The organism is Bizionia hallyeonensis (assembly GCF_042657385.1).
Taxonomy (GTDB): domain Bacteria; phylum Bacteroidota; class Bacteroidia; order Flavobacteriales; family Flavobacteriaceae; genus Algorimicrobium; species Algorimicrobium hallyeonense.
Window position 1 is genome coordinate 69217 of the sequence record NZ_JBHSLA010000006.1, and the last position, 18054, is coordinate 87270.

Genomic DNA, 18054 nt, shown 5'->3' on the forward strand with positions numbered 1-18054 from the left:
TCTTTCTAATTTAAAATTACGGAAAAGGTATCGCCTTGTTTGATGTCGCCTGTTTTAAATCCTTTCATAAACCAGAACATGCGTTGTTCTGAAGTTCCATGTGTAAAGGAATCTGGTGTAACATCGCCTCGGACTCTTCGTTGAATAGCATCATCTCCAACCGCATTGGCTGCGCTTAACGCTTCTTCGATATCGCCTTCTTCTAAATATTTTTTATTGTGATGCGCCCAAACGCCGGCATAAAAATCGGCTTGTAATTCTTGGGCAACGGATAATTTATTGGCTTCCGTTTTATTTGTTTGTTGTTGTAACTGTCTTACCTTTTTTGAGGTTCCGATTATAGTTTGAATATGGTGTCCAATTTCATGAGCGGTAACGTAAGCTATAGCAAAGTCGCCACCTTTGGCTCCAAAACGTGTTTTTAGCTCATCAAAAAACACGAGATCCATATATAATTTTTGATCCGCTGGACAATAAAAAGGTCCAGATGCTGAACTGGCATTTCCACAACCGCTCGTTACTGCGTCTGTAAATAATACCATGGTAGGTTCTTGATAATTGCCAAGATTATTTTCTCTGAAAATCTGACTCCAAACATCTTCCGTATCTGCTAAAACGGTTGCAACAAAACTTCCGACTTCTTTTTCTTGAGCAGTTAATGCTCTTTGTTCCACTTGTTGTGTTGAACCACCTTGATTAATTTGCTCTAAAATAGGTGCAATTTGCTGTCCGGTTTCTCCTCCAAAAAGTTGTAAAAGAATTACAACAACGGCTACAATACCACCGCCAGCTACTAGTTTCCCTTTGGAACCCATACCTCTTCGATCTTCAACATTTCCGCTTTGTCTTCTACCTTTCCATTTCATATGGTTTTAGTTTTAGTGTTATTTTCTGTTTATTATTTTTACTCCCAATTTTTATTGGTGCGATATACTACACCTTTAAAAAGCGCGACCAATTCTTCACCTCGTTTGACCTCAATTATATTAAAGCCTAGTTTGTTTTTAACACTCTCTATAACGGATTCTGCCACAATATAATCTCCTTCGTTTAAAGCTTCAATATGATTAATACTCGTTTCAATTGACACGGCATATTTTCCATGCGTGTTTGCTGAAAAACCAAAAGCAGTATCCGCTAAAGAATAACTGATTCCACCATGCGCTTTATTCATACTGTTGAGCATATCTTTTCTAATAGTCATACCCACTTTACAACGTCCAATTTCACATTCTAGAATTTCGATACCTAACCATTGGCTATAGGCATCTTGGGATAACATCTTTTTAGGTATGAGGTGGCCTTTAATCATAGTACAATTGTGGTGAGAGATGAGTGGTGAGTAAACAAATTATATTTTAAAACCATTATTTATTATTTAAATGTCTCCTTAAAGCTGATATCATTTTTGAAATTTCGGTAACCATTTTTCTGTTTTCTTCATCCTCCTCAAAAGTTATATAATCTCGCAATCTTGCTTTAGTAGATGCTGCTACACATTCGTGAGAACTATCCCAAGCCATCTTTAGATATCTATTAAAATTAGCATCCGTACTACCAGAACCTTCAGCTATATTAAAAGCTATTGAATCCGCAGCTCTAATAAATTGAGAAGATAATTTATAAACTTCATGTTTCGGAAACATTTCAATTTGTTTATTTACTAATTCCCCAAACACTATGGCTTTTTGGTAAACATGTAAATCCTCAAATTTAAAATAATAATTACTTTTCATTTTATTATAATAACTTCAATATATTCCTTTCTCAAAGTCTCATCTCTCATCTCTCATCTATCATCTATCATCTCTCATCTCTCATCTCGCCTAATGCCTCTATAATTAATTCTTATTTTCTTTTCTCAAAGCCTCACCTCTCACCTCTAATTTCTCCTCAAACTTAATTTACAAAAACCTCAAACCCTGAAGGTTCATTTTACGCAATAGCGGACTGCAGCGATAACGATCTTCATGATACTCATTGTATAATGCATCCATTTGATCCACACACCAATTTATTCCTTTTTCATCTGCCCAAGCCAATAACCCTTTTGGATAATTAACGCCTTTAGTCATCGCGTTGTCTATATCTTTTGCTGATGCAATATTTAAAAACAAGGCATCGGCCGCTTCGTTAATCAGCATAACAAGGATTCTGTTGAATATTTGTTGTTTAAGAGACGTTTCGACTGCGCTCAACGTGACATCCTCACTCTCGATTATTTTTCCGCTTTTATCATATTCATAATAACCAATACCTGATTTTCTTCCTAAATATCCAGCTTCTGCAAATCGTTTTTGAGTGAATGATGGCTTATACCTTGGATCGAAATAAAAGGCCGTAAACACAGTTTCCGTTACGGTATAATTAACATCATTTCCTATAAAATCCATAAGTTCAAATGGTCCCATTCGGAAACCTCCTATATCTTTCATGGCAGAATCGATGGTTGCAAAATTTGCAATCCCTTCTTCGTAAATCCGTAATGCTTCACCATAAAATGGTCGTGCTACACGGTTAACAATAAATCCTGGTGTGTCTTTAGCAACGGCTGCGGTTTTATTCCAACTGGAAATGGTATCTATAGATTTTTCTAACGTTTCATAGGATGTTTGAATGGCAGGAATAACCTCAACCAATTTCATTAAAGGTGCTGGGTTAAAAAAATGAATTCCAACACAACGCTTTGGGTTTATTAATGCGGATGCAATGGATGCAATGGATAAACTAGAGGTGTTAGATGCAATAATACAATCATTAGACACATAGCTTTCTAATTCTGAAAACACTTTTTTCTTAATGTCGATGTTTTCAATAATTGCTTCAATGGTTAGATTGGAATCTGCTAAATCTTTTAGATTATTAACGTAAGAAATATTGGATTGGATTCTGTTTTTTTCTTCGGAATCTATTCGTCCTTTTTCAATTAAACGGGATAGTATTTTTTCTAGAGCTAATTTGGCTTTATCTAAAACTGCTTGATTGGTATCGTATAATTTAACGGTGCAACCCGCAGTTGCAGCTACTTGTGCGATACCGCTTCCCATTGTTCCGCTTCCTATTACGCCTACAAATTTGATTGGAGATTGTGGATTAACGATTTTTGATTTTTGATTTTCACTCATATTTTTACATTGGAGATTGTGGATTAACGATTTTTGACGTGTCACTACTATTTCTGAAATGTCTTATTCATTATAAACAATCATTTATTCTTTGAGTTTAATTGAAGCTGTTTTAACACTAACTACAAAAATTGAAATTAACTCATTATTTTCCTTTAATAATTCTTCTAATGCATCTAAATCTAAAATAAGGTTTGCTCCCTTTTGAATTTTTAAATTGATATGGGATTCACGTAACTCTTTTAAACATATTTTCATTTTATGAAGAAAATCACGTGTCGATTCGCCACTTCTCGCTTCACCATAATTTAAAGCTGCCGATGTAGCTGATCTAATTAACTGTTTTGCTAAATGTTCAGAAGCAAAAGATTTATCAATTGTTTTACTAACTAAAATTATATCAATTGCAAATTGGATTAATCGATCTTCTAGTTGAATTGGTTTCATAGTTTATTTTTTGTTCTGAAATCAGCAATCGTTAATCCTCAATCGTTAATCTTTAATTATTTACCGTTAAAAACCGGTTTTCGCTTTTCCACAAATGCCGAAACACCTTCAGCATAATCGTCCGTGCTAGCTGCTTCTATTTGATATTTAGACTCTAAAGCTAATTGTTCTTCTAAATTATTTGTTAAGGATTGGTTTAAACTCTTCTTAATTAACCCTAAGGCTTTGGTCGGCATATTTGCCATTTTTAAAGCTAGCTTATCAACGTCTTCTTCAAACGTTTCTAATGGCAATACTTTATAAATCATTCCTAAACGTTCAGCTTCTTCAGCAGAAACTTTATCGCCCAACATAGCTAAAGCCGATGCTTTTTGAAATCCGATAAGTCGCGGTAAAAAGAAGGTTCCAGCACTATCTGGAATTAAACCTATTAAACTAAATGCTTGAATAAAACTCACTTTTTCGTGAGCAACAACCACATCACAAGCTAATGCAATATTAGCGCCCGCTCCTGCAGCAACACCATTGATAGCTCCTATAATTGGTTTCTCGATGTTTCTTATTTTTAGAATAATGGGATTATAATGTTCTTCCAGAATTTTTTTAAATCCAGGATTTAGCTCGGGGTTTGTAACTTCTTTTAAGTCCTGTCCTGCACAAAAAGCTTTTCCGTTTCCGGTTAAAACCATAGCGCGAACATCATTATTTTTTTCACAAGCATCTAATGTCTCTTGAAGTTGAAGCGCCATTTCGCGATTAAAACTATTAAACACTTCTGGTCTGTTTAGCGTGATGTACGCTATTTTATTTTCTATTTTAAGTTGTATGCTTTTGTTCATGTTTTTTTCTTTTAATGAGATTGCCACGACCTTCGTCCTTACAATGGCATCTATTTGAGACACTTGAAGTAATCAAACGGTTCTTGACAATCGTCACACTGGAATTGTGCTTTACAAGCTGTTGAACCAAACTGACTAACCATTCGAGTATTTATGGATCCACATTGTGGACATGTTACTAAACGTTTCCCATGTAGCAAGACATCTTTATCTGCTTCCTCACTTAATGGCGCAGCAATACCGTAGTCTTCCAATGCTTTCCTACCTCTTGGTGTAATCCAATCGGTTGTCCAAGCTGGCGCTAAAATTAACTCTATTTCAGATTCGTATCCCGCAATTTTTAAGGCCGTTTTAATATCGTCTCCAATAACGTCCATAGCAGGGCAACCACTATAGGTTGGTGTAATTTGAACTTTAACCATATTATTTTCTATGATTGCCATGCGAACGACGCCCATATCCATAATTGATAATACAGGTATTTCTGGATCGGAGACTTTTTCAAGAATCGGAACTAGTTTTTCATCTATATTTTGTTCTGTTGTTGTCATATTTTAATAAAATGAGATTCTTCGCTTTGCTCTGAATGACATTCTGTTTATTTAATGAGATTCCTTTTTCCAAGGAATTTGTTACCACTCCATATTAGGATACGCACGTTGCATATATTGTAATTCCGCTAAAATGTAGCCCATATGTTCCGTGTGAATACCCTGTTTTCCACCTTTTTGAAAATATTTAGATTCCGGAACCTCTAGCGTAGATTCTTCTAAAATATCGGATACATTTTTGTAATATGCTTCTTTTAATTTGGTTACGTCTACGCCAATTCCTTCTTTAACCATGGCTTTATCAGCTTCTGTTTGATGAAACAGCTCGTCTGTGTACGTCCATAAATCATTGATGGCCGTTTGCATACGCTTATGGCTTTCTTCGGTTCCATCACCAAGACGTTTAATCCAATCGGATGAAAAACGTTGATGATAACTCACTTCTTTAATTGATTTATTGGCAATTGCTGACAAGGTTAAATCGGTACTTTTCTGTAATTCTGCCAAAAACAAAAAGTGATATACATCAAACAAAAATTGCCGTGCCATGGTGTAAGCGAAATCCGTATCTGGTTGTTCTACCAAAAGCACATTTAGGTATTCACGTTCTTGACGCAGCATAGCAATATCATCTTCCGTCCGTTTATCACCAGCTATTTTTGCTGCATATTGGTAATAACTACGTACTTGCCCGAATAAATCCAAAGAAATATTAGTACAAGCAATGTCGGTTTCCAAACTAGGACCATGACCTGTTAAGGCTCCCATTCTTTGACCAAGAATTAAGGAGTTATCGGCTATGCCTAGGATGTATTTGTATAGGTTTTGTTTCATTAAATTGAAATTGAAATCGAAGTTGAAATCGAAATTGAATCCAAGTAACTTCAGTTAATGTTTTTTGATTCTTGTTACGATAATCCGAATTAAATAATCATTTAAAAAATGAATTTTGCTTCGAAATGGCATCTAGACTCCTTCCCGACAGCTATCGGGATTCACAGGAATGTTACATGTATTTCACCTCATCTGGTAATTCATAAAAAGTTGGATGACGATAGACTTTATCTTGAGCGGGCTCAAACATTTCACCATTATGCTCTGGATTGGATGCTGTGATATTTTTGGATTCTACAACCCAAATACTCACACCTTCATTGCGTCTTGTGTAGACATCGCGTGCATTTTCTAATGCCATTTCAGCATCTGCAGCGTGCAAACTTCCAAAATGACGATGTTCTAATCCGTTTTTACTTCTTACAAAGACTTCCCAAAGTGGCCAGTTTTTTTTATCAGACATAATTATTGTTGCTTGTTGATTGTTGATTCTGAAATAAGAATTCCTCAATCATAAATTATTAAATTGCTTGTTTTTCTTTACGTTCCTGTTGTTTTTCTGCGTAAACCATAGCGGCATCACGAACCCATTCGCCTTTTTCCCAGGCTCCTACTCGTGCTTTCATGCGCTCCTTGTTCATTGGGCCATGCCCTTTAACAACTTGCCAAAATTCATCCCAATCAATTTCGCCAAAATCGTAAACTCCTTTTTCTTCATTCCATTTTAAATCGGGATCTGGAATGGTTAGCCCAATTAAATCCGCTTGAGGAACGGTTTGATCTATAAACTGCTGACGCAAATCGTCATTAGATTTTCGTTTTAATTTCCATTTCATGGATTGTTCGGTATGAATGGATTCAGCATCTGTTGGACCTAACATCATTAAACTTGGCCACCACCAACGATTTAGAGCATCTTGTGCCATTTCTTTTTGTTCTGGTGTTCCATTTGCCAGTTTAATCATGATTTCATAACCTTGACGCTGATGAAAACTTTCTTCTTTACAAACACGAACCATAGCACGCGCATAGGGCCCGAAAGACGTATTACATAAAGGCACTTGGTTAATTATAGCTGCTCCATCTACCAACCAACCAATGGCTCCCATATCTGCCCATGTAATGGTTGGGTAATTAAATATGGATGAATATTTGGCCTTTCCGGAGTGTAATTGCTCATATAATTCATCGCGTGAAACGCCTAAAGTTTCACAAGCGGAATACAAATACAATCCGTGACCAGCTTCATCTTGAACTTTGGCTAAAAGAGCTACTTTTCTGCGTAATGAAGGTGCTCTAGTAATCCAGTTTCCTTCCGGCAACATACCCACAATTTCAGAATGCGCGTGTTGAGACATTTGCCTAATATGCGTTTGTCTATACTTTTCTGGCATCCAATCTTTAGGCTCAATTTTTTCATCACGTGCAATCCGTGCTTCAAATTGTTTTTCTAAATTTTTGATTTGTTCTTCGCTCATAATTATTTGAGATTTTTGATTTGCGAAATCTAATTGTTGAAATTTATAATTCCACTCATGCAATCGCTAATCGTATTATTTTTTTAAACATCAAAATCAACTACCACTTTATCCGTAGTTGGAACTGCTTGGCAACTTAACACAAAGTTTTGTGCCACTTCTTTTTCTTCAAGTGCGTAATTGACTTTCATTTTTACGGAACCTTCTACAACCTGACATTTACAGGTGCTACAAACGCCTCCTTTGCAAGCAAAGGGCAAATCAGCGCCAGCGGCTAATGCACCATCTAAAATATTATCGAAATCATCATCCATAACAAAATGAAATTCTTTTCCACCATCGATAATCGTAACTTGAGTACCATCAACTTTTTCATCTAGAACTTCTGCAATTTGTCTGTTTTCTTCTTCGGAACTTCCAGAGAAAAATAATTCAAAGTGAATATTCTCTTTCGGCATTCCAGCCGCTTGCAACTCATCGCGAATAAGGAAAATCATATCTTGAGGTCCGCAAATAAATGCATGATTGGTATCGGGAACATCAATAAACCGATTGGTTAAAATCGCTAATTTTTCTTTATCAAAACGACCATTTAAAAATGGAATATCCCGTTGTTCTTTTGTTAAGAAATAAAACACCTGAAAACGACCAAAAAATTCATTTTTAAGTTGTTCAATTTCTTCTTTAAAGATAATGGATTTAACGGTTCTATTCAAATAAAACAATTTGAATGTGCTGTTAGGTTCCGACAGTAAATGTGTTTTAATAATGGACAACATAGGCGTTATACCACTTCCTGCAGCAAAAGCAATGTAATTTTTAGAACTTTCTGGTTCACAATCCACAAAAAACTCGCCATGAGGTGCCATAACTTGAAGTTCGTCACCTTTTTTTAGCGTATTAAAAGCGTAATTAGAAAAAACACCGCCTCTAATGGTTTTTACTGCTACCTTCCACTCATTGTCTAATGGACTTGAGCAAAGTGAGTAGTTCCGGCGTATGTCTTCGCCATTTATTTCCTTGCGCAACGTAAGATGTTGCCCTTGTTTAAATTGGAATTTGGTTTTTAAATCATCCGGAATATCAAAAGAAACAACAACCGTATCTTTTGTTTCTTTATATATATCTGCAACTTTTAATTTGTAAAAATCTGCCATATTAAAATTCATATCATAAACTAACAACTGTTAGTTTGGGATACAAATTTACAAAATAAATTACTAACTATTTGTTAATTCCATTGATTAAGACCTGACTTAAACTTACTGCAAGTGTTTCTGGGGAAACATCTTCCTTTTTAGGAATCCAAAGGTAGAGTGAACGCAGTGTGGAGAGTATAGAAAACAACATAACTTCCACATTGGAATTTATAATTTCATTCTGTTTAATGCCTTCTAATAAAATACTTCTAAAATCAGCTTCATAACCATTTCTCAATGATAAGTAATAGTCTCTTTTTTCTTCTAAATGCATCCAGTCGTTATTTAAAGAAGCCATACCATAAGTATTTTGTGCTGTAATATCCACATGAAGTTTTACGACAGCCTGAACTTTCTGAATGGTTGAAATATCTGATGTTTTTATGTCTTGCATACCATTGGTAAACGCTTCCGCCAGCGAAATAATTATCACTTTTAGTAGTTCTTGTTTGGAACTAATATGATTGTACAAACTAGCCGCTTTCATCCCCATAGCGGTTGCAATATCTCTCATGGTCACAGCACTGTAGCCTTTTTCTTTAAATAGTTTGGCTGCTGTTTTTATAATTTCTTCTTTCCTGGTTTCTGACTTCAAATTGCGTTTGCATTTGATTTAACAATAAAAATTTCCTACCTTTTATGTGTAAATGTAAATAAAAAGATAGACTATGGGAGTTTTTGATTTTATATTTGGTGCTAAAAAACGCCAAGTTCAGATGTATTTAGATAATGGCGCAACGATATTAGATGTTAGGAATAAACATGAATGGGATCGTGGTCATATTGAACAAGCAGTACATATTCCATTAGATGAATTACGCAATAGAATAGCAGAAGTAAAACAATTAAAAAAACCTATTGTTGTTTGTTGTGAAAGTGGTGTTCGATCAGCGAAAGCAGCTAAATACTTAAACCTTCAGAATATTGATGCAACCAATGGTGGTGGTTGGGTAAGATTACAAAGCAGATTATAATTTTAAGGTGTTTAAAGCATCTTGATTTATAATTTCCACATTATTATATTCCAATGTCCAGCCTAATGAATTGGTTAGAATATAAAATTTTGCTAACTCACTTATTAATCTATTTTGTGCATTAGCTTTCATATCAGATTTCTCTAACTTTTTTAACAAGGATTTTTTTACCAACTCTTTAATGTTGTTATAATCTCTTGCCTCGAACGGATTGAAAAAATCGGCCTCTATATCATAATATTCCAAATCGGGACTTATTTTAATTTCCTCTTTAGGAATACTTAAGATGGTTAATGTTTTAGAGGATTCATCAATTTTATATTCAATTTTACTCAAATCATACGATATAAAAACATCCGCATTTACAACAACCAAGGCCTTTTTATTAGACGTGAAATAACTACCAAACAACTCTTTGGAATTGGTATAATTCAGTACCTGACTAAAATGTCCTTCGGTAACAATTAACTTCCCCACATTTTTAATTTGCTCTTGAATAAGCGCAGAGCTTTCTTTAAGTGTCGCTTGATTTTCTTTTTTATCGCCACAATACTTAAATGCAAAAAGCACGACTAGCGTAATAACAGCACCAAATAGAATTTTTCTCATACACGAATGTACAAAAAATCAATTTGCAAATATTTATTCCGATTAAAATGAATAGCTCTAAATCAGATTATTCTTTTTAGCCTTACTAACAGCTTCTAATTTGTTATGAACCTGTAATTTCTTGTAAATATTCTCGATGTGTTTTCTAACCGTTCCTGCAGAAAGGAATAAGTTTTCAGCAATTAAATTATAACTCAAGCCTTTACTTAACTGCTCTAACACCTCAACCTCACGCTGTGTTAATTTAATTACTTCTTGATCTTTTTTACTTTCAATATCCATGGGGTTCCGTAATAATTTGAGCGTTTTCATGGCAATGGAAGGGTTCATGGCTGCGCCGCCATTCATGGTTTCCTGAATCCCATTGTATAAATCTTTGGCATTAATTTCTTTTAGCAAATAACCATCTGCACCCGCTTTAATAGCGTTGAAAATATTTTCATCATTATCAAAAACGGTAAGCATGATAATTTTTATATGAGGAAATTTTTGCTTGACAATTTCTGTAGATTCTATGCCATTTAAAATAGGCATTTCAATATCCAATAAAATTAAATCTAGATTGTGATTTTCACTTAATTTAAGCAATAAATCAGATCCATGACATGCTGTAAATTTTACATCTAAATCGTCAAAAAATGATAATTTTTCCTTGACCGCATTAATTAGAAATGAGTTATCATCTACAATCGCTATTTTAATATTCATGTTGGTTGGTTTTTATTAAAAATAGACATTTTATAAACTACAGACTATACGATGAATTACGTATTTTCAAATTTATAAACATGAATCTTTGTTCCTTGATTTTCAGAGCTTATAATATCCAACTTTGCGTTTAAATCATGTGCACGTTTCTTAATATTTTGCAGGCCGTTTCCATCGGTTACATCCTTTATATTAAACCCCGTTCCGTTATCCGTAATGATTAATTCGAAGTCATCATTTTTAGAAAAAATTTGAACGTCAATAACCGTTGCATTGGCGTATTTTAAGGCATTATTTACAGCTTCTTGGATTATTCTGTAAATATTCATGCCCTGAACAGAGGTGAATAATTTATTAGAATTGACCTCCTTATTTACTTGGAAATTGAAGTTAATTGCATCTGAAGAGGTATTCGCTTTTTCAATAAAATTTGAAATTCTAGATTGTAAATCTTCAATGGAAATTTCACTTTTATTCATAGCCCAAATCGTATCGCGCAGCTCGTAAATAGTGGATGTTGTAAATTGACTAATGGTTTCTAATTTAACATTTAAATTATCTGGAAGTTTAAACCCATATTTTAAATTATCTAAAGAGGAAATTATAAACGTGAGTTGCGCACCAATGTTATCATGCAAGTCGCGACTTATGCGTAAGCGCTGTTCTTGCAAGTGATTTTGTGTTTCAATTTTAACCAAGGCTTCTTTGAGTTCGCCTTCTTTTTTAAGCTGTTTGTTTTTCAGTTTTTGCTGATTATAAACTAAAAAACCCAATAATGAAATTACCGCAGCCAAACCAGCCAAGCCTAAAATAAAACTATTTTTCTCACTAATATCGCGTTCTTTTTCCGCTAAATCAGCACGTTGAAGCAAGATTTCATTTTCTTTCTTTTCGGTTTCAAACTCTATTTTTAATTGCTCTACTTTATTGCTTGTTTCAATATTGAGAACGCTATCTTTTAATGTTTGAAATTTTTTGCCAAATAAATATGCTTGTTTATAATCATTCATTTGCACATAAGCATTGGAAATAGATTCATAACAATACCTTTCCAACCCTTTATATTTCCCCTTTTTAGCTAAAGACGCACTTATTTGATAATTTTTTATAGCATCTGAAAATAAGTTTTGCTTAAGTAGCACATCGGCTAAATGGGTATAATTTACGGCAATGCCATAACTGTCCTTTATTTTAGTTCTTACAGCGCTTGAGCTATCAATATAAATTTTGGCTAGTTCCAGTTTATTGTCGTCAGCATAAACAGTGGCAACATTAGCATAGCCATAACCAAGTCCCACACTATCCTTTAATTTCTTCTTGAGATTTAAGGACTTTTTAGTGTAAAATAAAGCGCTATCACGTTTTTTATTAATGGTAAGAACTATACCGTAATTATCATAAAGCGGATCTATTTCTGTTGTGTTTTTCTCTTGTTCCAATAACTTAATACCTTTTCGCATGTAGCGTAAGGCATTTTCCATATCACTGTATTTTAAGTTATAACCAAGTTGCCCATAAGCAATTCCTGCTTTTACATGTTTGCCAAGCGACTCATAAATTTTTATTGATTTCAGAACGTATTCGGTTCGCTTTTCAAAATTTTCCTTGTACGCATAAATCTGTCCCAACTTTAAATAAATATCTCCTAAAGTTGTACTATCCTCCAACTTTATTGCTAAATCCACACCTTTAAAAAATAAATTTTCAGATGTTCTAACATCACCCACAAATTTATCATAAGGAATCTTATTAATTGCCTGCAACTGATTAGCTTCTGAAAGCGAATGAAGCGTTTGACCCAAACTATCTAGATAGCGAACCTGTGTTTGTGAAAAACTATAGAAACCTAAAAGCAATGCTATTGGTACGAGTAGAATTTTCTTCATATAACTAATTAATATCGTTCTTCTAATATAGCTTTTTTTAACAAAAGTAACTCTTGCGTTATTTCAAATAATTTTTTAAACAAGTTTTTGTTAAACGTTTCAAGATAGTTGGTTTTTAATTCCATTTCCTTATACGTTTTAACGCCTAAAGCAAATTGCTTTTCAAGATCTATATACTGTTTAGCCGCTGTTTTTATGAACGATCTGGTATCCAAGAGCACTTTTATTGTACGAACCATTAAAATAAAAATAAGACTATATAATAGAAGAAGTAAAATCATTGTTTCACTAGAAATTAGACACAAAAAAAACACCAATTAGGAAAAGCTTTTGACCGTTCGCAATATTGATGTTTTATTATATAATAATTAATAGCATTTTAAAACTACAATTAAATATGTGACAACAATTATTTTTTCGACCAACTGCTTTTTAAAAAAGATTAAGCGTAATAACAGACTATCATTACGCTCAATCAACACATCTCAACAACAAGATATTGTTAGTTAAGATTTAAATGTCGTTTTTAGAAAATTTGCTTTGTCAAATTAAACGTTCCTTCCGTGATGTTTTTCACCGAATCGTCATTTGCGTTTTTACACTGGAAACTGAACGTTCCTTTAATATTGGTATCTGAATCTTCAGAAACTTTTATTTCACCCACAACGCCAGAATCTTGATAAGGCGCATTCCATGTTTGCGTTGCTGACGGATTTGAAACATTAGGCTCTATGTAAGATGCCACGATAAAAACATTGCTATCGGTTATTTCATAAGTTCCAACACCATCAAACGCATTAATAATTATACTAAATCCTTGGGTTGAAGAATTCCCCTGCAAAGTTACGGTTGTATTTGGACCTGCTGTAACTTGTGAAGCTGTTGATGTAATTTCCAACGACTGAAATGAATTTCCATCTATTTTAGCCGTTATAACACCAGAAGCTCCGCCTGATGCTACTGGATCACCTCCATCATCATCGCTTTTACAAGCTGTAATTGAAACAAGTGATGCCATCATCACAAATACGGTAAATTGTTTTAAAGTTCTCATTGTTGAATTTGTTTATTGTTAATAATAGTCCAAAATTGCAACAATAGCGGGTTGAAGTCAATACGATGAATTACGTATATTTACGAATAAGGTATTAAAATTTAAAACTTATATGCGGAAAGCTCGTTTCTAATTTTACCTTTTTTTCTGAAAGTTTTTTAAGAAATAATTGATGCGCTTCTGAATTTGAATTAAAGGGTTTATGCTGAAGCCCTCTTTGAATTGCATCAACCTCATCCATCGTTTTTAAGGCATCATCAGAAACCCATACTCTTTTAAAAGCATTCCAAATATAGTGTATAGCTGTTTGGTTTAGGTGAATCATATCATCAGCATAAAAACGATAATCGCGTAATTCATCCATCATTATTTCATAAGAAGGAAAATAATATAACTGCCCTTTATTAGGTGATGCTTTTTCATTTAATAGTGCGTGAATAGCAGTTATAAGATGCGCTTTACTTTGTGTATTCTCAATAAAACCGTCTTTCAAATGTCTAATGGGAGACACCGTAAATATAATGTTTGCGGATTGATTCACGCTTTTAATATGCTGTATAAAAACTTGCAAACTTTTTAATATATCGGTAACGGACAACAATTCTTTTGAGAATTTTTTCTGCGGAACTTTATGACAATTAGCAACAACTGTTGTACTTTCTATATCACGATATACCCAAGCCGTTCCTAATGTTATTATAATATGAGAAGCTGATTCAATTTGATTTCGCGTAAATTGAATCTGCGCATTCAGTTCATCCAATAAAGCAGTTTTACTCGTGTTGCTTAATACAGAATGTGCTTCGAAACTATGCCATTGTTCATTGTGAAAGAAAACATCCTCTTCTTTATAAACCTTTTTAGTAACAGCATTTGAAATGAGATTTTGAATAGCTAATGGGTGAAATAGAATTCCGAAAGGATTTTGAAGATTCCGAAACTTGAAATAATCTAATTTCTGACCTATATTCTCAACAAAACAAGATCCTAATAAAAGCACGTTAGCATGATAATCTATTTGATTATGCGTCTGTGGTTTTAATGGGATTTTTGTTTGGAGGTTCATTACTGATATTTATTCTTAATTGTTTTTCTCGCAAAGGCGCGAAGGCGCAAAGTTGCTTTTCTGAAAATCAGAATCAAACTACTTACTATAAACCGTTTACAATTCTAGTAATTCCTGTTTTAATTAGTGGACTATTAAAATTTATTAGTAAACCGAGTTTTAATTTTGACAATTTCAAATAGGTTAACAATTGTTTTGGATGTACTGGATGAATTTCTTGAACCGACTTAATTTCTATGATAACTTTATTCTCAACTATTAAATCAGTTCTGTAATTCAAATTTAATTTTTGACCCCTCCAGACTACTGGAAGTGCTTTTTGTCTTTCAACTATCATACCTTCATTTAGTAATTCTTGATATAATATTTCTTCATAAACAGACTCCAATAATCCTGGACCAATTTCTACATGAATTTGATAACAAACATCAACTATAACTTTTGAAATATCGTTTTCATTCATAGCTTCTATTTATTTAAATTATCTAAAAATATTGAAGAAAATAATTTTCTGCAAACAGTATTAATATTCCATAACTCATTTATCCTTTTGTTCTCATTGTAATCCAACTTTGCGTCTTTGCGCCTTCGCGAGAGCCTCCTTCCTATTCCAAATACTTTTTAGCCGCTTCAAGAGCTTCCTCTATACCACCTGGATTCTTACCGCCTGCTGTTGCAAAAAACGGTTGACCTCCACCTCCACCTTGGATATACTTGCCTAATTCTCTAACAATTTGTCCAGCGTTTAAACCTTTACTTGCTACAAGTTCTTTAGAAACATAGCAGGACAACAAGGCTTTTCCATCATTTTCAGCGGCAAATAATAAAAACAAATTATCAAACTGGCTACCCAATTCAAAACACAAATCTTTAATACCTCCTGCGTCTAAATCTATTTTTTTAGCTAAAAACTGAACACCACTTATTACTGTTAATTCTGATTTTAAATCGCCTTTTAAATTTTTGGCTTTGTCCTTTAACAACGCTTCTACTTGTTTTTTTAGACTACTATTTTCCTCCTGTAAATTTTGAAGTGCTTTAACGGGTTCGTTATTATTTAAAAGCACTTTCATATCATTAAATGCTCTATTTACATCAACAAAATAATCTTTTAAAGCATCGTTGGTAATGGCTTCAATACGTCGGATTCCAGCTGCAACAGCACCTTCTGACACAATTTTAAAGAACCAAATATCACCTGTATTCTTCACATGAGTTCCACCACATAATTCAACAGACTGTCCAAAACGAACCATACGAACGGTATCACCATATTTTTCGCCAAATAAGGCCATGGCTCCAGCTTCAATAGCTTTATCCATTGGCATGTTGCGTTGTTCTTGCAAAGGTAATTTTCCTGCAATACGTGCATTTACAAAATGCTCAACATCGCGTAATTCTTCAGCAGATAATTTAGAGAAATGCGAAAAATCAAATCGTAAATATTTAGAATGAACAGCACTTCCTTTTTGCTCCACATGAGGTCCTAAAATTTCGCGTAAGGCTTGGTGTAATAAATGAGTTGCTGTATGATTACATTCGGTTCTATAACGTTGTTTCGCATCTACAGTTGCTGTAAACGTATCTTCAATATTTTCTGGTAAATTTTTAGCAAAATGCATAACCACGTTATTCTCCTTCTTGGTATCTAGAATATAAACAATATCGCCATTGGCATCTTCTAAATACCCTTTGTCACCAACTTGCCCACCGCCTTCTGCATAAAATGGCGTTAAGTTAAAAACCAGTTGATACATATCACCATCTTTTTTAGAAGTCACTTTACGGTAACGTGTAATTTTAACTTTTGCTTCTAATGCATCATACCCTATAAATTCCTGAACCGCATCATCAATTAAAATGGTCCAATCGTCTGTGGACATTTCACTAGCCGCACGCGACCTTTTTTTCTGCTTTTCTAAATGTTCCTTAAATCCCTTTTCGTCTAATTTCAGTCCTTGTTCAGAAAGAATTAAAGCGGTTAAATCTATAGGAAAGCCATAAGTGTCATATAATTCAAAGGCTTTTTCACCTGAAACGGTATCGCCAGATGTGTTTTTCACAATACCATCTAAAAGCACCAATCCTTGATCTAACGTTCTTAAAAAAGAGGCTTCCTCTTCTTTAATTACATTTTCAATTAGTTGTTTTTGCGATTTTAATTCTGGGAAGGCTTCGCCCATTTTCTTACTTAAAACATCTACCAGCCTATAAATAAATGGTTCTTTCTGATCTAAAAAGGTAAAACTATAGCGAATAGCCCGACGTAAAATTCTACGAATTACATAACCCGCTCCAGTATTACTAGGTAATTGACCATCTGCAATGGAAAATGCTACAGCACGCACGTGATCTGAAATAACACGAATAGCAACATCAATATTTTCTTCTTTTCCATAATCCTTATCTGTTATGGTTTCTATTTCACGAATAATTGGTGTAAAAACATCGGTATCATAATTGGATGTTACGCCTTGTAAAACCATACATAAACGCTCAAACCCCATACCTGTATCAATATGCTTATTTGGCAAAGACACTAATGAACCGTTGGCTTTACGATTATACTGCATAAACACCAAATTCCAGATTTCCACAACTTGTGGATGATCCATATTCACCAAATCTTTACCAGATACTTTAGCTTTTTCTTCAGCTGAACGAATATCAACATGAATTTCACTACAAGGCCCACATGGCCCTTGGTCTCCCATTTCCCAAAAGTTATCTTTTTTATTCCCCATAAGAATACGATCTTCAGAAATCAATTCTTTCCAAAAATCATAGGCCTCTTGGTCCATTGGAATTCCGTCTGCTTCATCGCCTTCAAAAACGGTTACATATAATATATCTTTATCAATCCCGAACTCATCAACTAGTAATTCCCAAGCCCAAGCAATAGCTTCTTTTTTAAAATAATCGCCAAAACTCCAATTCCCTAACATTTCAAAAAGCGTATGGTGGTAGGTATCATAACCAACTTCCTCCAAATCATTATGTTTTCCAGAAACGCGCAAACATTTTTGCGAATCGGCAATTCGGTTATTTTTAGGCTCTGCATTTCCTAAAAAATACTCTTTAAAAGGTGCCATACCGGAATTAACAAACATTAAAGTGGGATCGTCCTTTAAAACCATTGGCGCTGATGGCACAATGCTATGTTGCTTATCCTTAAAAAATTGTAGAAATTTTGAGCGTATATCTTGAGACTTCATAAATGAAAATGGGTTGTAAGCTTTTGTTAAAATTCCACCATGTGCTAAACAATTTATATATTTACTCTC

The 18054-nt window shown here is 34.0% G+C and carries 21 protein-coding genes; 1 reads left to right on the forward strand and 20 read right to left on the reverse strand.

Annotation, left to right across the window (positions count from 1 at the left end; all coding sequences use genetic code 11):
* Positions 1–5 precede the first annotated feature (5 nt).
* The 12 genes from ypfJ to ACFPH8_RS13460 all read right to left on the reverse strand — a co-directional run bounded on the left by ypfJ (position 6) and on the right by ACFPH8_RS13460 (position 9068).
* Positions 6–866, reverse strand: a complete 861-nt coding sequence (ypfJ, locus tag ACFPH8_RS13405) for a KPN_02809 family neutral zinc metallopeptidase (RefSeq protein ID WP_376861690.1) — start codon at positions 864–866, stop codon at positions 6–8.
* 38 nt (positions 867–904) lie between these two features.
* Positions 905–1312, reverse strand: a complete 408-nt coding sequence (locus tag ACFPH8_RS13410; RefSeq protein ID WP_248395396.1) for a PaaI family thioesterase — start codon at positions 1310–1312, stop codon at positions 905–907.
* A gap of 55 nt (positions 1313–1367) precedes the next feature.
* The gene (locus ACFPH8_RS13415; RefSeq protein WP_376861692.1) at positions 1368–1736 is read right to left on the reverse strand and encodes a four helix bundle protein; all 369 of its coding nucleotides are present in this window, start codon (positions 1734–1736) and stop codon (positions 1368–1370) included.
* Positions 1737–1904: 168 nt separating this feature from the next.
* Positions 1905–3125: a 3-hydroxyacyl-CoA dehydrogenase NAD-binding domain-containing protein gene (locus ACFPH8_RS13420; RefSeq protein WP_376861694.1), complete on the reverse strand. Its 1221-nt coding sequence runs from the start codon at positions 3123–3125 to the stop codon at positions 1905–1907.
* A gap of 84 nt (positions 3126–3209) precedes the next feature.
* A complete protein-coding gene (locus ACFPH8_RS13425; protein WP_376861696.1) occupies positions 3210–3572 on the reverse strand; it encodes a four helix bundle protein in 363 nt (120 codons plus the stop codon).
* Between the two features lie 56 nt (positions 3573–3628).
* Positions 3629–4411, reverse strand: a complete 783-nt coding sequence (locus ACFPH8_RS13430; RefSeq protein ID WP_376861698.1) for an enoyl-CoA hydratase-related protein — start codon at positions 4409–4411, stop codon at positions 3629–3631.
* Positions 4412–4461: 50 nt separating this feature from the next.
* Complete coding sequence (paaD, locus tag ACFPH8_RS13435) at positions 4462–4962, reverse strand: 1,2-phenylacetyl-CoA epoxidase subunit PaaD (RefSeq protein ID WP_248395404.1); 501 nt, start codon at positions 4960–4962, stop codon at positions 4462–4464.
* Positions 4963–5043: 81 nt separating this feature from the next.
* Positions 5044–5796: a 1,2-phenylacetyl-CoA epoxidase subunit PaaC gene (gene paaC, locus ACFPH8_RS13440; protein ID WP_376861701.1), complete on the reverse strand. Its 753-nt coding sequence runs from the start codon at positions 5794–5796 to the stop codon at positions 5044–5046.
* Between the two features lie 172 nt (positions 5797–5968).
* Entirely contained in the window at positions 5969–6259 is a 291-nt protein-coding gene (gene paaB / locus ACFPH8_RS13445) for a 1,2-phenylacetyl-CoA epoxidase subunit PaaB (RefSeq protein ID WP_248395408.1), read from the reverse strand.
* 58 nt (positions 6260–6317) lie between these two features.
* Entirely contained in the window at positions 6318–7274 is a 957-nt protein-coding gene (gene paaA / locus ACFPH8_RS13450) for a 1,2-phenylacetyl-CoA epoxidase subunit PaaA (protein ID WP_248395410.1), read from the reverse strand.
* An 83-nt stretch (positions 7275–7357) separates the two neighbouring features.
* Positions 7358–8431, reverse strand: coding sequence for a 1,2-phenylacetyl-CoA epoxidase subunit PaaE (gene paaE, locus ACFPH8_RS13455; protein ID WP_376861704.1), 1074 nt, complete (start codon positions 8429–8431; stop codon positions 7358–7360).
* A 67-nt stretch (positions 8432–8498) separates the two neighbouring features.
* A complete protein-coding gene (locus ACFPH8_RS13460; RefSeq protein ID WP_376861706.1) occupies positions 8499–9068 on the reverse strand; it encodes a TetR/AcrR family transcriptional regulator in 570 nt (189 codons plus the stop codon).
* A gap of 73 nt (positions 9069–9141) precedes the next feature.
* On the opposite strand from ACFPH8_RS13460, the gene ACFPH8_RS13465 reads away from it, so the two are divergent.
* The gene (locus tag ACFPH8_RS13465; RefSeq protein WP_248395417.1) at positions 9142–9447 is read left to right on the forward strand and encodes a rhodanese-like domain-containing protein; all 306 of its coding nucleotides are present in this window, start codon (positions 9142–9144) and stop codon (positions 9445–9447) included.
* On the opposite strand, the gene ACFPH8_RS13470 is transcribed toward ACFPH8_RS13465, so the two are convergent.
* From ACFPH8_RS13470 to alaS, 8 genes are all read right to left on the reverse strand, one after another.
* Positions 9442–10056: a DUF4230 domain-containing protein gene (locus ACFPH8_RS13470; protein ID WP_376861708.1), complete on the reverse strand. Its 615-nt coding sequence runs from the start codon at positions 10054–10056 to the stop codon at positions 9442–9444. The two genes, ACFPH8_RS13465 and ACFPH8_RS13470, sit on opposite strands and share 6 nt — an antisense overlap.
* Before the next feature lie 57 nt (positions 10057–10113).
* Positions 10114–10764: a response regulator gene (locus ACFPH8_RS13475; RefSeq protein WP_376861710.1), complete on the reverse strand. Its 651-nt coding sequence runs from the start codon at positions 10762–10764 to the stop codon at positions 10114–10116.
* A 56-nt stretch (positions 10765–10820) separates the two neighbouring features.
* Complete coding sequence (locus ACFPH8_RS13480; RefSeq protein ID WP_376861712.1) at positions 10821–12650, reverse strand: sensor histidine kinase; 1830 nt, start codon at positions 12648–12650, stop codon at positions 10821–10823.
* Positions 12651–12658: 8 nt separating this feature from the next.
* Positions 12659–12931, reverse strand: coding sequence for a hypothetical protein (locus ACFPH8_RS13485; protein WP_248395425.1), 273 nt, complete (start codon positions 12929–12931; stop codon positions 12659–12661).
* Between the two features lie 245 nt (positions 12932–13176).
* On the reverse strand, positions 13177–13704 hold the full coding sequence (locus ACFPH8_RS13490) for a DUF6252 domain-containing protein (RefSeq protein WP_339632208.1): 528 nt from the start codon (positions 13702–13704) through the stop codon (positions 13177–13179).
* Positions 13705–13798: 94 nt separating this feature from the next.
* On the reverse strand, positions 13799–14770 hold the full coding sequence (locus ACFPH8_RS13495) for a GSCFA domain-containing protein (protein WP_376861715.1): 972 nt from the start codon (positions 14768–14770) through the stop codon (positions 13799–13801).
* Positions 14771–14855: 85 nt separating this feature from the next.
* The gene (locus ACFPH8_RS13500; RefSeq protein ID WP_376861717.1) at positions 14856–15233 is read right to left on the reverse strand and encodes a GxxExxY protein; all 378 of its coding nucleotides are present in this window, start codon (positions 15231–15233) and stop codon (positions 14856–14858) included.
* A gap of 142 nt (positions 15234–15375) precedes the next feature.
* On the reverse strand, positions 15376–17985 hold the full coding sequence (gene alaS / locus ACFPH8_RS13505; protein ID WP_376861719.1) for an alanine--tRNA ligase: 2610 nt from the start codon (positions 17983–17985) through the stop codon (positions 15376–15378).
* Positions 17986–18054: the final 69 nt, after the last annotated feature.